This window comes from Aeromicrobium panaciterrae (assembly GCF_039537165.1).
Lineage (GTDB): Bacteria > Actinomycetota > Actinomycetes > Propionibacteriales > Nocardioidaceae > Aeromicrobium > Aeromicrobium panaciterrae.
This window is the reverse complement of the sequence record NZ_BAAAZZ010000002.1, coordinates 904363-919135: the sequence shown is the minus strand read 5'-3', so window position 1 is coordinate 919135 and position 14773 is coordinate 904363. Positions and strand designations below refer to the sequence as shown.

Genomic DNA, 14773 nt, shown 5'->3' with positions numbered 1-14773 from the left:
AACGTCCCGCACCACTCACGCATCACACACCAATGGAGGAACCGTATGAGCCGCGAATCCGCGCTCGTCACCGCTGACTGGGTCGAGGAGCACCTCTCCGACCCCAACGTCGTACTCATCGAGGTCGACGAAGACGCTGACGCCTACGACAAGGGCCACATCGCCGGCGCCGTCAAGATCGACTGGCGCAAGGACCTGCAGGATGGGGTCCGCCACGACTTCATCGACAAGCCGCGCCTGGAGAAGCTGCTGTCCGAGAAGGGCATCAGCAACGATGACACCCTCGTGTTCTACGGCGGCAACAACAACTGGTTCGCCGCCTACGCCTACTGGTACCTCAAGTACTACGGCCACGACAACCTCCGTCTCCTCGACGGCGGCCGCAAGAAGTGGGAGCTCGACAGCCGTGAGCTGACCACCGACGTGACGGAGCGCCCGGCCACGACGTACGTCGCCAAGGAGCCCAACACCGCGATCCGCGCCTTCCGTGACGAGGTCATCGAGGCCATCGGCACCAAGAACCTCATCGACGTCCGCAGCCCTGACGAGTACGCCGGCCGCCTGCTGGCTCCGGCGCACCTGCCGCAGGAAGCCGCGCAGATCGGTGGTCACATCCCGACCGCCGGCAACGTGCCGTGGAGCAAGGCCGCCAACGACGACGGCACGTTCCGCAGCGACGAGGAGCTCAAGGCGCTCTACGCCGAGGCCGGACTCGATGACGGCAAGGACACCATCGCCTACTGCCGCATCGGCGAGCGCAGCTCGCACACGTGGTTCGTGCTCAAGGAGATCCTGGGTCACGAGAACGTCAAGAACTACGACGGATCGTGGAGCGAGTACGGCTCGCTGCGCGGCGTGCCTGTCGCCCTCGGCGACGAGCCGGGTGCTGCCTGATGTGCGGCGCGATCAAGGGCGGCCCCTCGCTCGAGGGCGTCGACGTGGCCAACCAGGCCGTGATCCAGGGCGTGGTGACACGCAACGGTGAGCCGGTCGGCAATGCCTACGTACGTCTGCTCGACCGTACGGGCGAGTTCACCGCCGAGGTCCCGACCTCCGCCACGGGCCAGTTCCGGTTCTTCGCCGGTCCCGGCGACTGGACGCTCCGCACGCTGGCGCCGAAGGCCGTCTCGGTCGACAACGCCGTGACCGCTGCCACGGGCACGGTCGCCGAGGTGCTCGTCGCCGTCTGACCGATTGTTTGCTGGTCCAGGCACCCTCTCCGCTCCGGCGGGGAGGGTGTTCCTGTCAGTCCTCCAGCAGGGTCAACAGGTACGTGCCGTAGCCGCTCTTCATGAGGCCCTTGGCGCGGTCGCGCAGCTCGTCGTCGGTGAGGAAGCCCATGCGCCAGGCGGTCTCCTCGGGGCACGAGATCTTGAGACCCTGCCGGTGCTCGATCGTACGGACGAAGTTGGACGCGTCGTTGAGGTCGTCGAACGTACCGGTGTCGAGCCACGCCGTGCCGCGGTCGAGGATCTCGACGTTGAGCTTGCCCAGCTCGAGGTACGTACGGTTGAGGTCGGTGATCTCGAGCTCGCCGCGCGCCGACGGCTTGAGGTCGGCGGCGTGGCCGACGACGTCGTTGTCGTAGAAGTAGAGTCCCGGCACCGCGAAGTTGCTCTTGGGCGTCGCCGGCTTCTCCTCCAGGGAGATGGCCACGCCGTTTTCGTCGAACTCGACGACGCCGTACGCGCTGGCATTGCGTACGCGGTAGCCGAACACCCCGGCACCGTCGATGCCGCGGAAGCGCTCAAGGCTGCTGCCCAACCCGGCGCCGTAGAAGATGTTGTCGCCGAGGATCAGTGCGGCCTCGTCCGAGCCGATGTGGTCGGCGCCGATGATGAACGCCTGGGCGAGACCGTCGGGTGACGGCTGCTGCGCGAACGTGATCGAGACACCGAACTGCGAGCCGTCACCGAGCAGCCGCTTGAACTGCTCGGCTTCGTGCGGCGTCGTGATGACCAGGATGTCCTTGATGCCGGCGGACATCAGCGTCGACAGCGGGTAATAGATCATCGGCTTGTCGTAGACCGGCACGAGCTGCTTGCTGACGCCCTGCGTGATCGGGTGCAGGCGCGAGCCGGTGCCGCCGGCCAGGATGATTCCTCGCATTGCGACAGAGTACGGACAGCAGCGCTCGGGACGCACATCGCGGGCAGGTATCCTGCTCGGCATGCGCAGACTCCTCGTCACTGGAGGAGCCGGTTTCATCGGGTCCAACTTCGCCCACTACGTCCTCCGTGAGACCGACCTCGACGTCACGGTGCTCGACAAGCTGACGTACGCGGGCCACGAGGCCTCGCTTGCCGGACTCCCGCCCGAACGGTTCGAGCTCGTCGTCGGCGACATCGCCGACAGCGAGCTGGTCGACAAGCTCACCGGGTCGCACGACGCCGTCATCCACTTCGCTGCCGAGTCGCACAACGACAACTCGCTGCACGACCCGCGCCCGTTCATCGACACCAACATCATCGGCACGTTCACGCTGCTCGAGGCGGCGCGTCGCCACGACACCCGCTTCCACCACATCTCGACCGACGAGGTCTACGGCGACCTCGAGCTCGACGACCCGTCGAAGTTCACCGAGTCGACGCCCTACAACCCGTCGAGCCCCTACTCCGCCACCAAGGCCGGCTCGGACCTCCTCGTACGCGCCTGGGTGCGATCGTTCGGCGTGCAGGCGACTCTGAGCAACTGCTCCAACAACTACGGTCCGCGCCAGCACGTCGAGAAGTTCATCCCGCGTCAGATCACCAACCTCATCGACGGCATCAAGCCCAAGCTGTACGGCGAGGGTCTCAACGTCCGCGACTGGATCCACGCCGACGACCACAGCTCCGCGGTGCTCCGCATCGTGGAGGCGGGCGAGGTCGGCGAGACCTATCTCATCGGTGCTGATGGTGAGGTCGACAACAAGACCGTCGTCGAGTCGATCCTGCGCCTGATGGGTCACGACGCCGGCGACTACGAGCACGTCAAGGACCGCGCGGGCCATGACATGCGTTATGCCATCGACTCGTCCAAGCTCCGCACCGAGCTCGGCTGGGCCCCCTCGTTCACCGACTTCGACTCGGGCCTGGCGGCGACGATCGACTGGTACGCGTCGAACGAGGCCTGGTGGCGTCCGCAGAAGGCCGCCACCGAGGCGAAGTACACCGAGCTGGGTCACTGAGTGTCGGGCGAGCTCCGGGTCACCACGACCCCGATCCCCGGCATGCTGCTGATCGAGCTGCCGGTGCACCGTGACAGCCGCGGCTGGTTCAAGGAGAACTGGCAGCGGCAGAAGATGGTCGACCTGGGTCTGCCCGACTTCGGACCGGTGCAGAACAACATCTCGTTCAACTCCGCGGTCGGCGCGACTCGCGGCATCCACGCCGAGCCGTGGGACAAGCTGGTCTCGGTCGCCGCCGGGCGGATCTTCGCGGCGTGGGTCGACCTGCGCGAGGGCGAGACGTTCGGTGCGACGTTCTCGGTCGAGATCGATCCCGGTGTCGCGGTGTTCGTGCCGCGCGGCGTCGGCAACTCCTATCAGACGCTCGAGCCCGACACGGTCTACACGTACCTCGTCAATGACCACTGGAGCGCCGACGCGACCTACACCAACGTCAACGTGGCCGACGAGACTGCAGCGATCGCGTGGCCGATCCCGCTGGAGGACGCCGAGCTCTCCGACAAGGACAAGGCGCATCCCCGTCTCGCCGACGTCACGCCGATGGCACCGCGCAAGACGCTGATCCTCGGTGCGGGCGGCCAGCTCGGCAAGGCGCTGGTTGCTGCGCTCCCAGACGCCGTCGCCTGGACCCGCGACGACTTCGACCTGACGGACGCGTCGGCGTACGAGCGGGTCGCTTGGCGTGACTACGACACCGTCATCAACGCCGCCGCCTACACCGCGGTCGACGCCGCCGAGACGCTCGAAGGTCGCCGCGATGCGTGGCGGGTCAACGTCTCGGCGGTGGTCGAGCTCGCCAAGGCCGCTACCGCCAACGGGCTCACGCTCGTGCACGTGTCGTCCGACTACGTGTTCGACGGCGAGCTGCCCGAGCACGGCGTAGACGAGGGCTTCTCGCCATTGGGTGTCTACGGGCAGACCAAGGCCGCCGCCGATGCCGTGGTCAGCACGGTCCCGCGCCACTACATCGTGCGCACGAGCTGGGTCATCGGCGACGGCAACAACTTCATCTCCACGATGCAGGGCCTCGCCGAGAAGGGCGTCGACCCCGCTGTCGTCGACGACCAGATCGGCCGCCTCACCTACACGACTGACCTCGCGGCCGGCATCCTCCAGCTGCTGCGTGACAAGGCGCCGTACGGGGTGCACAACATCACCAGCGGAGGCGATCCGAAGAGCTGGTACGAGATCGCCCGCGAGACGTTCAAAGCCGCAGGTCACGATCCAGATCGGGTGTCTCCGACGACCACGGCGAAGTACGCCGAGGGCAAGAATCTGGCTCCCCGCCCCCCCCACAGCACGCTGAGCTAGGCCGCGTCTAGTTGCAGATTGGTGCCAACAGGTAGAAATCGCATTTTCAGTCGCCAAATAGTGAAAAGGTCGTGAAACTGAACGACAAGATTGGACGCAGAGCCAGTGCGGTTCGCGGTGGAGATTGCCTGACCGAATATGGAAAGTGGCGACTCGAAAGGTGCCAGCCTTCCTTGCGGCGGGTGCGACGGCTTGGTTCGCATTCAAGATCTATTCACCATTCTGCGGCCCGGGAGCTGGCGTATGTCTGATCGTTCTCTGGACAAGGATGTGCACGGGTACTGGACGTGGATCCGGGCGTCGGGGAGCGAAAGTCGTGCCGACCGGATTCGTTCCGAGCATCAGATGCCCGAGGAGCACGCGGCATGGTGGCGAGTGTCGGAGGTGATCGATTCCGGGACGAGTCGGGCAGCTTTGATGCTCGTGCTGGTGGCGCGATCGGCAGCATCCGAAGATGAACGAAGGTACCTTTTGGCTGGCCCGTTCGAAGACTTCCTAGAAGCAGGCGGTAGCCGTGACCAACTCACCTCACTTGCAGCGGCAAGCCAATTGCCATGGCTGATTGAAGCGTTGTCGGCCAACTAGTCGGGTGCTCCTGACGAAACGTCGGATGTGCGCTTGGTCCGCAGGCTGTGCCCCTGGGTCCGAACCACGTCGAGCCGACCAAGATTTGTGATGTGGCCGTGTCGACCCGGATCGACAACTAGGATCTGGCCAGCGCGCCCGATCGGAGTGACCATGTCCCGGCTCCAGACCTACCTACTGGTCTGTCTGTTTGCTGCGGCTGGGCTCTCGGTTCCCAGCACCTCGGCGTCCGCCGTTGACCCTGCGCCGGTCGGCCCGACGGGCGGTCGTTGTCTCAGCAGTCATGCCTCTCCGTCTTCGCCGATTTCAGGTGGGTCCGTGACGGTCAGCGGGCAGGTCAATCCGGTCGCGAAGGGTGTCACGATCTGGATTCAGCAGGAGCAGTCGGCGGGATCTTGGGCAACCGTGAAACAGGTGACGACGGACGCGGCGGGGCACTACACCGGGACATTCAAGGTGACCGCGATTGGCATCAGGCGCTATCGCGCCTACATCCCGGCGGTGACCGGACAGGCTGGAACAGGGTCGCCGATCCGTTTCGTCACCTTCAATCGCAAACCAACCGTGACGTTCACGACGGTCCAGCCGCTCGTGTCGGGATCGCTTCGCGTCGGTCAACGGTTGACTGCCAAAGCCGGAACGTGGAGCCCGAAGCCGACCAAGTACACGTACCAATGGCGCCGCGACGGGTCGCGGATCCCTGGTGCGACCACCACGTCCTACCTGCTCACTCCCGCGGACTACCGCACCTACATCACGGTCGAGGTCACCGCCGTTCGCTCGGGGCAGGTCACCGGCCGCGAGAGTGTTACCGGAACGCTGGTGGGCTCGGGTCTGTTCGTCGGCGGATCGGCAGCGATTGCTGGAAGCCGCGTTGGCGGCAACGTGCTGACCGCGACGTCGACGGGCTGGTCGCCGGTACCTGAAATGACGACATTCGAATGGTTGCGCAACGGCCAGCCGATCGCCGGGGAAACCTCGTCCACCTACCGGACTCGAAAGCAGGACATCGGGGCTGACATCACCGTGACCGCTACTGCTCTTCGTTCGTCGTTCACGTCACGATCGGTGACCAGTGCGGCAGCTCGAATCACCGACCCCGGCGGCACGTTCCCGGTGTCGCCGGCCCCGCGCTTCGACGATCTGATGAAGCCGGAGGCTTCGACCGTGGTGCCGCCGTCGGTCGCCACGGCGACGTTCTCGAGCCAGCCCCCCGACTGGTTTGGGCGCACCACGCTGGTTCGATGGGACACCCCGGGGGCCTTCGCGCACTCCCTGGACCCGGTGGCAGTGGGGACGCTCTACTCGGCTGCCAATGGAGGCGACTTCCGTCGACCCGAGGCAGGCGCGGAGTATCACGTCAACAACTCGACCCTCAAGAACGCCGATGTCCAGTTCACCGTGACGGGCAAGCGTTTCGCGATTCGCTACTGGACCGTGAAGAACTCCGACGCGATGGTGTGGATCGACGGCAAGCCGGTGGCCACTCAGGCGTTTGCCGGGTCAGACCCCACAGGTGCCGGACGCTGGAACTGGATCACCGTGACGCGCACCTCGACCGTGCCCGCCACGATACGCATTGCCGGACCGATGTACTTCACTGGCGTCGACTACGACGCCTGTCAGGTCGTGACGGTCACGGCTGCCCCGCGATTCACCCTCGGCGTGATCGGTGACTCGATGTTCGAGACGCTAGCCGGGACCGAGCCCATGACAAGCGGGCCGGCACCGATGCTCAGCACACTGACCGGCTTTCGGGTCTGGAACATGGCCGAAGGTGGCACCGGATATGTCAATGACGGTTCGGGTGTCGCGGCAAGCGGAGGAGTCGGATATCCGGGCTACCTCACGTCCCCGTTCGGGTCGGCTCGGCGGCTCGCGTCCGTCACGAGTGCCCCGATCGACGCACTGCTGGTGAGCGGCTCCATCAACGACGTCCACTTCAGTCCAGACGCCCAGCGCACCGCTCTGGACAAGCTCCTCGATGACGTGGCCGTGGCGCGACCCGGGCTTCCGGTGGTGCTGGTGACCCTCGAACCGGTGTCATACCCGGGAGTGGCCGACCAGACCGATCCGAGGTTCAGAGCGCTGAACGACAGCTTCGATGGCGTCGCCGAACGACACCCGAACGTGGTGGGAGTGATCGACCCGTACGCCGCCGACTGGTTGACGGGAACCGGAAGCACGGCTCATCCCGCAGGGGACGGCAATCAGGACCAGTACGTCGGAGCTGACGGGGTGCACCTCAACGCCGCAGGTCACACGTACTATCAGGGCCGAATCGCCGCTGAGCTTCGCGCAATGGTCGCCCGATTGGCGCCGGCAAACCGGTAGCGGAGGGCGCTGCGCCGTGATTGAGCCACGAACGGATGCGTTACGGGCGCGTGAACATCCTTGAGACGTGGCTGCTCAGCGGCGTGTTCTGCGATACAGTTTCCGTAACCAACTCGCGTTGGTCGTCGTTAGATGTCACGGAACGTGATCAGGTGTCACTCCACAAGACTTATCGGGAGACTGGAAATGAAGAAACTTCGGCTCGCAGCCGTGGCCGCCCTCGTGAGTGGATTCGCGCTGTTCGCGGCTGCTCCTGCCCAGGCCTACCCAGACCCCGCAATCCGTCTGACTGCTGACTCGCCCGTCATCGGCGGCAACACGGTCAACTTCGTTGCCGACACTGCAGCCTTGAAGGTTCCCTGCGACTGGACGGTCACGTTCACCGCCGGAGTCGCCAACGGCGAAAACCCGGTTCGCACCGGGAGTGGCACGTCGCTTTCCGGATCGTTCGAGAGCAAGCCGGTCTCCAAGTCCACTCCTGTGAAGATGACGGCCAAGTGCCTCTATGACAATGCCGTCGACTACGGTGTGCTCGCCCCGGTCGCCTCGGGCAATGACGTCACCCCGGCGGTCTTCTCCGCCAGCCCGGCCCGCGCTTTGCCGGCCGCCATCGTTCCCGTGTTTGACTCGGTAACGGTGATTCTCCTGCCCAAGGGCGGAGTCGCCGGCGAAGACGGCGAGCTGCCCGACACGGGTGGTTCCAACCTTTCGTGGCTGTACATCGGTGGCGCCCTGGTGCTCGCCGGTGCCGGAGTCACCTATGCGGCACGGCGTCGTCACTCGGCACGCTGAGCACCACAATCCGCATTACTCTGGTGCGCGCCTTGAAACTGAGGCGCGCACCATTGTTTTTCCCTGTGCACCTGGAAGGTGAGGCGTGACCGATCCCCGTCTTCAGCGGATGGAGGAGTCCGAAGGTCGAGAGCGCGTCCGACAGCGGCGCCACCGCCCCTGGTACCGCCGTCAAACCGTTCGCAAACGCATCTACGGCGCGCTCTGGGCCGTCCTCGCGCTGCTGATCCTGCTGTTCGCCTACCAGGCGATGAAGGCCACGTCGGCACTTCGACTGGCGTCGACCCAAGCAGGAGTGCTGCAGAACCAGATCGCTGGCGGTGATGTCGAGGCAGCGAAAGAGACGCTTGCGGGGCTGCAGGACTCGACGTCGCAGGCGCATTCGAGCACCGACGGCCTGATGTGGGACATCAGCTCGCACATCCCGCTGCTGGGCCGCAACTTCGGTGCCGTGCAGTCCGTCTCTGCCGTCCTGGACAATGTCGCCCAGGACGCCCTGCCGCCGATCGTTGCCGTGGCCGAGCAGGTCAACACCAACACGTTCAGCCCCAAGGGCGGCAAGATCGACCTGGCCGCACTGGCCAGCATCGAGCCGTCCGTCAGCAAGGCCGACAAGGCGCTCACGGCAGCCCGCGACGAGATCTCCGACATCGACGCGGACTCGTTGCTGACACCTCTCGGTGATCCCGTACGCAATGTGCAGGACAAGATCGAGACGGCGCAGACCGCCGCTTCCTCGGGCCACCTTGCCTCGAAGCTCCTCCCGACCATGCTGGGCGGTGAGGGCAAGCGCAGTTACATGTTGCTGATCCAGAACAATGCTGAGGTCCGTTCGACCGGCGGCATCACCGGCGCCTTCGCAATACTTCACGCCGAGAACGGCAAGCTCAAGATGGGCAAGCAAGGCACGGTGCTCGACTTCAAGCCCATCACCAAGCCCGTCGTCAAGGCCACCGAGGGTGAGACGCAGGTCTACAGCCAGAGCCTGTTCACCGATCTTCGCGATGTGAACTTCACTCCTGACTTCCCGCGCACAGGAGAGATCACGAAGAAGCTGGTCAAGGAGGGTCTCGGCGAAGACGTCGACGGTGTCATCTCCGTCGATCCAGTCGCCTTGAGCTACCTCCTCGCCGGTACTGGTCCGGTCACCCTCGAGAACGGCGTGATCCTGACTGAAGCCAACGCCGTCTCCTATCTCCTCAACGGCGTGTACGTCCAGAATGTCGACCTGCCCAACAAGCAGGACGACATCTTCGCCAGCGCCGCGCGTGAGATCTTCGACGTGGTGAAGGCCGGCACGGGCGATTCACGCCTGGTCATTGGTGGACTGGTGCAGGCAACCGCAGAGAACCGCCTCACCGTGTGGTCTGCCCACGCTGACGAGCAGAAGGACATCGCAGAGACCCGCCTGTCGGGCGCGATGACCAGCGACGACGGCGAGACGCCGCATGTCGGTGTCTATCTCAATGACGGCGCGTCGACCAAGATGGAGTACTACCTCGAGTCCTACTCCGCTGTCGCTGCGACCAAGTGCCTGGCGAAGGGTCAGCAGCAGCTGTCGACCCAGACCGCGCTCACGTCCAACGCGCCGCCGAATGCTGCTGATCTCTATGTGGCTGGCAAGGGCGGATACGCGCCCAAGGGTGTCATGCTGATCAACGTGCGCCTCTACTCGCCGTATGGAGGGGCGTTCACGCGGGTTGAGCTGGACGGCAAGAAGCAGTCGGTGTCCCCGGTGCGTCACGACGGCCGCAACGTCACCAAGGTTCAGCTGCTGATCAGACCCGGCGAGACCCACGTCATCACGACCACGCTGCTCAGCGGCCGCAACCAGAAGGGCGACGTGATCCTCTCGACCACGCCGGGCGTCAAGCCTGCCCGCAACAACGTGGTGACGAAGTCAGCCTGCTAGCCAGAGGCGTGATGATCGCCAGCACGACGTCCGGACAGATGGTCAACGACCGACCGACCGACGGTGACGTCACCGGACATCCTCGGGAGCCGGCAGGACATCGCCGGGATTGGCTGCCAGGTAGGCCGTCATCGAGTCCTTCTTGAGCGCGTCCCACAGCGTCATGGCCTTCGCCTCGTTGAGGCGCACGATGCTGCCATAGATCGGGATCGTCTCGGTGCCGGCGATGGGTGCGGTGAGGAACGTGACGTCGTCAGCCTGGGTACCGCGCAACGACAGTGCGAGACCGCGCATGTCACCGGCGTTCCACTCGGCATCGACCGTGAGGTTCTCGGTGAGCGCGCTGACGGTGTTGATCAGCTTGACCGGATTGGTCATGGTGCCCTTGTCGAGGATCTTCTTCATCAGCGCGCGCAGGAAGTTCTGCTGGCGGGCGATGCGGTCGAAGTCGCCGCGGAGCAGGCCGTAGCGGGTGCGGACGTACGCGAGCGCGCGCTTGCCCTCGAGCACCTGGGGGCCGGCCTCCCACTGGATCTTCTGCTTCGGGTCATAGAACGCCCGGGGGATCGTGACGGGTACGCCGCCCACCGCGGTGGACAGGGCGCGAAAACCGGCCCAGTCGATGATCGCGAGGTGCGCCATGCGGAGGTTGGTGAGGTGCTCGACGGTCGAGATCGTGCCGAGCGGCCCGTACTCGGAGAACGCGGCGTTGATCTTTTCCTGGTGCTGCGGCCGTCCCTCGGCGTCGTAGATCATCGTGAACGTGTCACGGGGGATCGACGTGAGGTAGACGTGTTTGCGGTCGGCGGAGATGTGCACGATCATCAGCGTGTCGCTGCGATATTTGCCGACGGGCCACTTCTTGGCCTTGGCGTCCTCGCTGATCGTGGTGTTGGCGGGCTGCCCCTCGATCTTCTTGCCCTTGTCGGAGCCGAGCAGCAGGATGTTGAGCGCCTTGCCCTTGTCGGGGTCAGGACGATCCGTGTCCTTGATCTTGGGCGCCTTCTCGACGTTGTTGAGCTTGGAGTTGAGCATGTAGGCGTACGCCCCGCCACCCACCACGGGGACGACGATCAGGAACGTGAACAGCGCGATGAGCAGCCTGCGGTGGCGCCTGTGAAAAGGGGTACCGCCAGCGCGACGCTTGCCGGCGTCGCGATAGCGACGCTCTCGCCTGCTGACCATTCCGCTCCGTTCCGGGGGTATCCCGCCCATTCTGCCGGGTCTTGGCAACTCCGGCCAAACCCGCACAGCCACGTGGCCGATAGAATCGAACCCATGCCGTTCGAGATTCCGTCTGACCTCCACCCCGACCTCATGCCGCTGGCATGGCTGCTCGGTCCGTGGCACGGCAACGGGCAGGGCGACTATCCCACGATCAAGCCGTTCACGTTCGAGCACGACGTCGTGTTTGCCCACGACACCAGGCCTTTTCTCCACTACTTCAGCCGCGCGTGGATCACTGACGAGGCGGGCGAGCGGGTACGTCCCGGAGCGCTCGAGACCGGCTTCCTGCGTCCCGTCGGTGACGGTGCCGTCGAGCTGGTGCTCGCACACGCCACCGGGTATGCCGAGGTCTGGTACGGCCAGATAGACGGCCCACGGCTCACCCTCGCGACCGACATCGTCGCGCGTACGTCGACCGCCAAGGACTACACGGCCGGCCAGCGCATGTACGGACTCGTCGAGGGTGACCTGATGTACGCCTACGACATGGCGGCCGAGGGCCAGGAGATGCAGTCGCACCTGTGGGGACGGTTGAAGCGTGACTGATCCGAGCCCCCTCCTCCAGCTCCCCGGCGCAGTGGGCGGCAATGCGCCCGACAACGTCGTCGCGGCCCACTACGGGTCGATCGTCAGCGAGCAGCGCCGGCTGATCGACGGCGGCACCTTCGTCGACCTGTCCCATCGCGATGTCCTCACTGTCAGCGGTGCCGACCGCCTCACGTGGCTCCACTCGCTGACGACGCAATACCTCGAGGGCCTGCAGCCCGGGGTCCTCACCGACGTGTTGCTGTTGTCGCCGCAGGGTCGCATCGAGCACGGCTTCTCGGGCGTCGACGACGGCGAGACGTACTGGGCGCACACCGAGCCCGGCGCCGGTGCTGCACTCGTGGAGTTCCTCGACCGGATGCGCTTCATGATGCGCGTTGAGGTCGCCCTCGCCCCCGACCAGGCCGTGGTCGGGCTGCCCGGCCTCGCCTGGAAGATCGTCCCGCGTACCCACCTCGAGGCACTGCCGGGCGAGCTCGGCGACCCCGTGGGCCTGTGGGCGTGGGAAGCCCTGCGCATCGAGGCAGGTCTACCACGCATCGGGCTCGACACCGACGAGCTGACGATCCCCAACGAGGCCGGGCTGCTCAACGTCGCGGTGCACCTCGACAAGGGCTGCTACCGCGGTCAGGAGACCGTCGCTCGCGTTCACACCCTGGGACGCCCGCCACGCCGGCTGGTCCGCCTCCACCTCGACGGCTCGGTCAACCACCTGCCCGAGCCCGGCTCCGACGTGACCCTGGACGGCGTACGCGTCGGCTCGATCGGCACCTCGGCCCGCCACCACGAGCTCGGGCCGATCGCGCTGGCACTGGTCAAGCGCAACGTCGATCCCGCTGCCGAGCTGCTCGTCGATGGAGTCGCTGCCGGCCAGGAGCTGATCGTCGATCCCGAGGCCGGACTCCACGTACGTCCGGTGCTGCGGTGACCAAACATCGTCGCTTCGCGATCCTCGCCGTGTGCACCGCCAACATCTGCCGCTCGCCCATGATCGAGGTCCTGCTGCGGGCCGAGCTCGACCCGGTGCTGTTCGAGGTCGCCAGCGCCGGCGTGCAGGGCTGGGATCGTGAGCCGATGGACACGATGGCGGCGATGGAGCTCATGCGCCTGGGTCACAGCCCGGGGGCGTTTCGTTCGCACGCGATCGACTCCTACCTCGTCGACTCCGCCGACCTGATCCTCACGGCCACCAAGTCACACCGCTCCGAGGTCCTGGCGATGAACCCGAGAGCGCTGCGCCGTACCTTCACGTTGGTCGAGTTCGCGGCACTGTGCGAGAAGGTCGAGGGGGCCTACCCGACGGCTCTCGTCGCCGAGGCCGCCCGCCAGCGCAGCCTCGCGCCCGCGGAGGTCGACATCGGCGATCCCTATCGTCGCAGCCCCGAGGTCCATCGGCAGACGGCCGACCAGATCGCCGAAGCCGTTCGTACGGTGGGGGCGCGCCTCAACGCGCTCGCCCACGTGCCCTGACGGCGATCAGCCCCGTCGGGTGCCTCGACGCTTGCCCTCGCCACCGGCCTTGGCGAAGTACTCCGGCCCGTAGCCATAGCCATATCCGTATCCGTAGCGGCTGAGCTCGCGCGCCGGGCTCATGCTGAGCACCGTGCCGAGCAGCCGGGCGCCGACGGCCTGCAGGCGATCGGTCGCGGTACGTACCTGCTCGCGCCCCGTCGAGCCGTGCTTGACGACGAGGATCGCGCCGTCGGATATCGAGGCCAGCAGCGACGCGTCGGTGACCGGCAACAGCGGTGGGGCATCGATCAGGACGACCTCGTAGCGGTGGCGCAGCTCGGCGATCAACGCCGTCATCGCCTTGGTCTGCAGGATCTCCGACGGGTTGGGGGGCAGCGCCCCACTGGTCAGCACGTCGAGGCCGGGCGTGCCGGCCTGCTGGAGCGCCGAGTCGAGTGCCACCCGGCCGACCAGCACCGTCGTGAGCCCCACCGACTTCTCGATGCTGAGGTATTCGCTGACCCGAGGGCGCCGCAGATCGCCCTCGACGAGCACGACGCGGGTGCCGGTCTGCGCGAGCGCAATGGCAAGGTTGCACGCCGTTGTCGACTTGCCTTCGCCGGCGAGTGAGCTGGTGATCGTGATGACCTTGTGATCGCGGTCGACGTCGAGGAACTGCAGGTTGGTGCGCAGGATGCGTACGGCCTCGAAGCGCGGATGGTGCGTGCCGAGCGAGGTGATGAGCGGCGTGCTCGCGGCGGCACGGTCGTAGGCCATCGCGCCGAGCACAGGTGCCCCCGCCAGCTCCTCGAGCTCAGAGGGTGTGCGGATGCTGCGGTCGGCGGCCTCGCGCCAGACGGCGAGGAGGAGTCCGGCCAGCAGACCCAGCAGTGCGCCGACCGACAACCACGTCGTCCGGGACGGGTAGGACGCCTTGGACGGAGTCGCGGCCGTCTCGACGACGCGTGCCGTGAGCGCGGTGTTGGTGGCCTCGGTGTCGTCCGTGGCCTCGGTGATGTTGCGGGCCTGGCTGTCCTTGAGCCAGGTCACGAACTGATCGGCCGCCTCCTGGGCGATGCGGGAGGCGGTCTGCGAGTTGTCACTCTGGGCCGTGACACGTAGCACCGACGTGTCGTCGAGCACCGTGGCGTCGAGACGACGATCCGTGGCGCCGGCGGTGGCCGGGAGGCCCAGGCTCTTGACGACGCGACCCGCGATCGTACGTCCGCCGAGGATGTGCGCGTAGGAAGCGACGGTACGCGGGGCGACGGCGTGCGTGCTCTCGCCCGCGGGCGGCTCGACCAGCACGTCGGCGTGTGCCGTGTAGCGCTGGTCCACGGTCGTCAAGAGTCCTGCTGCGATGGCAGCTCCGACAAGTGTGAGCGCGACGATGGACGGCCACCGCCGTAGAAGCTGGATGGGTGCCACCCACGTCTCCTTCGTGT

General features: G+C 66.1%; 14 protein-coding genes. 11 read left to right on the top strand and 3 right to left on the bottom strand.

Annotation, left to right across the window (positions count from 1 at the left end; all coding sequences use genetic code 11):
• The first annotated feature begins 45 nt into the window (after positions 1–45).
• Together ABD683_RS05070 and ABD683_RS05065 are read left to right on the top strand one after the other, a co-directional pair.
• The gene (locus ABD683_RS05070) at positions 46–894 is read left to right on the top strand and encodes a sulfurtransferase (RefSeq protein WP_344767896.1); all 849 of its coding nucleotides are present in this window, start codon (positions 46–48) and stop codon (positions 892–894) included.
• Positions 894–1190, top strand: coding sequence for a DUF1416 domain-containing protein (locus ABD683_RS05065; protein ID WP_344767895.1), 297 nt, complete (start codon positions 894–896; stop codon positions 1188–1190). The genes ABD683_RS05070 and ABD683_RS05065 overlap by 1 nt, the downstream gene beginning before the upstream one ends.
• 55 nt (positions 1191–1245) lie before the next feature.
• Here ABD683_RS05065 and rfbA read toward each other — a convergent pair whose 3' ends face one another.
• Positions 1246–2109 (bottom strand): glucose-1-phosphate thymidylyltransferase RfbA, encoded by an 864-nt coding sequence (gene rfbA / locus ABD683_RS05060; protein ID WP_344767894.1) that lies wholly within the window; start codon positions 2107–2109, stop codon positions 1246–1248.
• A 61-nt stretch (positions 2110–2170) separates the two neighbouring features.
• Between rfbA and rfbB the strand changes: the two genes are divergently transcribed.
• The 6 genes from rfbB (at position 2171) to ABD683_RS05030 (ending at position 10103) form a co-directional block, all read left to right on the top strand.
• Positions 2171–3169: a dTDP-glucose 4,6-dehydratase gene (gene rfbB, locus ABD683_RS05055; protein ID WP_344767892.1), complete on the top strand. Its 999-nt coding sequence runs from the start codon at positions 2171–2173 to the stop codon at positions 3167–3169.
• Positions 3170–4480: a sugar nucleotide-binding protein gene (locus ABD683_RS05050; protein WP_344767891.1), complete on the top strand. Its 1311-nt coding sequence runs from the start codon at positions 3170–3172 to the stop codon at positions 4478–4480.
• 243 nt (positions 4481–4723) lie between these two features.
• Positions 4724–5065 carry a hypothetical protein gene (locus ABD683_RS05045; protein ID WP_344767890.1) on the top strand — a complete coding sequence of 114 codons (342 nt, stop codon included), beginning with the start codon at positions 4724–4726 and terminating at the stop codon, positions 5063–5065.
• A gap of 318 nt (positions 5066–5383) precedes the next feature.
• Entirely contained in the window at positions 5384–7399 is a 2016-nt protein-coding gene (locus ABD683_RS05040) for a GDSL-type esterase/lipase family protein (protein WP_344767888.1), read from the top strand.
• Positions 7400–7585: 186 nt separating this feature from the next.
• Positions 7586–8191 (top strand): LPXTG cell wall anchor domain-containing protein, encoded by a 606-nt coding sequence (locus ABD683_RS05035; protein ID WP_344767886.1) that lies wholly within the window; start codon positions 7586–7588, stop codon positions 8189–8191.
• An 85-nt stretch (positions 8192–8276) separates the two neighbouring features.
• Positions 8277–10103 (top strand): DUF4012 domain-containing protein, encoded by a 1827-nt coding sequence (locus ABD683_RS05030; protein WP_344767884.1) that lies wholly within the window; start codon positions 8277–8279, stop codon positions 10101–10103.
• Between the two features lie 69 nt (positions 10104–10172).
• Here the strand turns inward: ABD683_RS05030 and ABD683_RS05025 are convergent, their stop codons facing one another.
• The gene (locus tag ABD683_RS05025; RefSeq protein WP_344767883.1) at positions 10173–11288 is read right to left on the bottom strand and encodes an LCP family protein; all 1116 of its coding nucleotides are present in this window, start codon (positions 11286–11288) and stop codon (positions 10173–10175) included.
• Positions 11289–11381: 93 nt separating this feature from the next.
• Here ABD683_RS05025 and ABD683_RS05020 point away from each other — a divergent pair, with 93 nt between their 5' ends.
• The 3 genes from ABD683_RS05020 to ABD683_RS05010 are packed head-to-tail and all read left to right on the top strand — an operon-like array spanning position 11382 to position 13346.
• Positions 11382–11876 carry a heme-binding beta-barrel domain-containing protein gene (locus tag ABD683_RS05020; RefSeq protein WP_344767882.1) on the top strand — a complete coding sequence of 165 codons (495 nt, stop codon included), beginning with the start codon at positions 11382–11384 and terminating at the stop codon, positions 11874–11876.
• Complete coding sequence (gene ygfZ, locus ABD683_RS05015; RefSeq protein ID WP_344767880.1) at positions 11869–12804, top strand: CAF17-like 4Fe-4S cluster assembly/insertion protein YgfZ; 936 nt, start codon at positions 11869–11871, stop codon at positions 12802–12804. The genes ABD683_RS05020 and ygfZ overlap by 8 nt, the downstream gene beginning before the upstream one ends.
• On the top strand, positions 12801–13346 hold the full coding sequence (locus ABD683_RS05010; RefSeq protein ID WP_344767879.1) for an arsenate reductase/protein-tyrosine-phosphatase family protein: 546 nt from the start codon (positions 12801–12803) through the stop codon (positions 13344–13346). The genes ygfZ and ABD683_RS05010 overlap by 4 nt, the downstream gene beginning before the upstream one ends.
• 6 nt (positions 13347–13352) lie before the next feature.
• Here the strand turns inward: ABD683_RS05010 and ABD683_RS05005 are convergent, their stop codons facing one another.
• Positions 13353–14756, bottom strand: coding sequence for a tyrosine-protein kinase domain-containing protein (locus ABD683_RS05005; RefSeq protein WP_344767877.1), 1404 nt, complete (start codon positions 14754–14756; stop codon positions 13353–13355).
• Positions 14757–14773 lie beyond the last annotated feature (17 nt).

Coding starts and splice junctions, on each gene's coding strand:
- ABD683_RS05035 (WP_344767886.1), top strand. CDS start 7,586: ATGAAGAAACTTCGGCTCGCAGCCGTGGCCGCCCTCGTGAGTGGATTC.
- ABD683_RS05020 (WP_344767882.1), top strand. CDS start 11,382: ATGCCGTTCGAGATTCCGTCTGACCTCCACCCCGACCTCATGCCGCTG.
- rfbA (WP_344767894.1), bottom strand. CDS start 2,109: ATGCGAGGAATCATCCTGGCCGGCGGCACCGGCTCGCGCCTGCACCCG.
- ABD683_RS05025 (WP_344767883.1), bottom strand. CDS start 11,288: ATGGTCAGCAGGCGAGAGCGTCGCTATCGCGACGCCGGCAAGCGTCGC.
- ABD683_RS05065 (WP_344767895.1), top strand. CDS start 894: ATGTGCGGCGCGATCAAGGGCGGCCCCTCGCTCGAGGGCGTCGACGTG.
- rfbB (WP_344767892.1), top strand. CDS start 2,171: ATGCGCAGACTCCTCGTCACTGGAGGAGCCGGTTTCATCGGGTCCAAC.
- ABD683_RS05070 (WP_344767896.1), top strand. CDS start 46: ATGAGCCGCGAATCCGCGCTCGTCACCGCTGACTGGGTCGAGGAGCAC.
- ABD683_RS05045 (WP_344767890.1), top strand. CDS start 4,724: ATGTCTGATCGTTCTCTGGACAAGGATGTGCACGGGTACTGGACGTGG.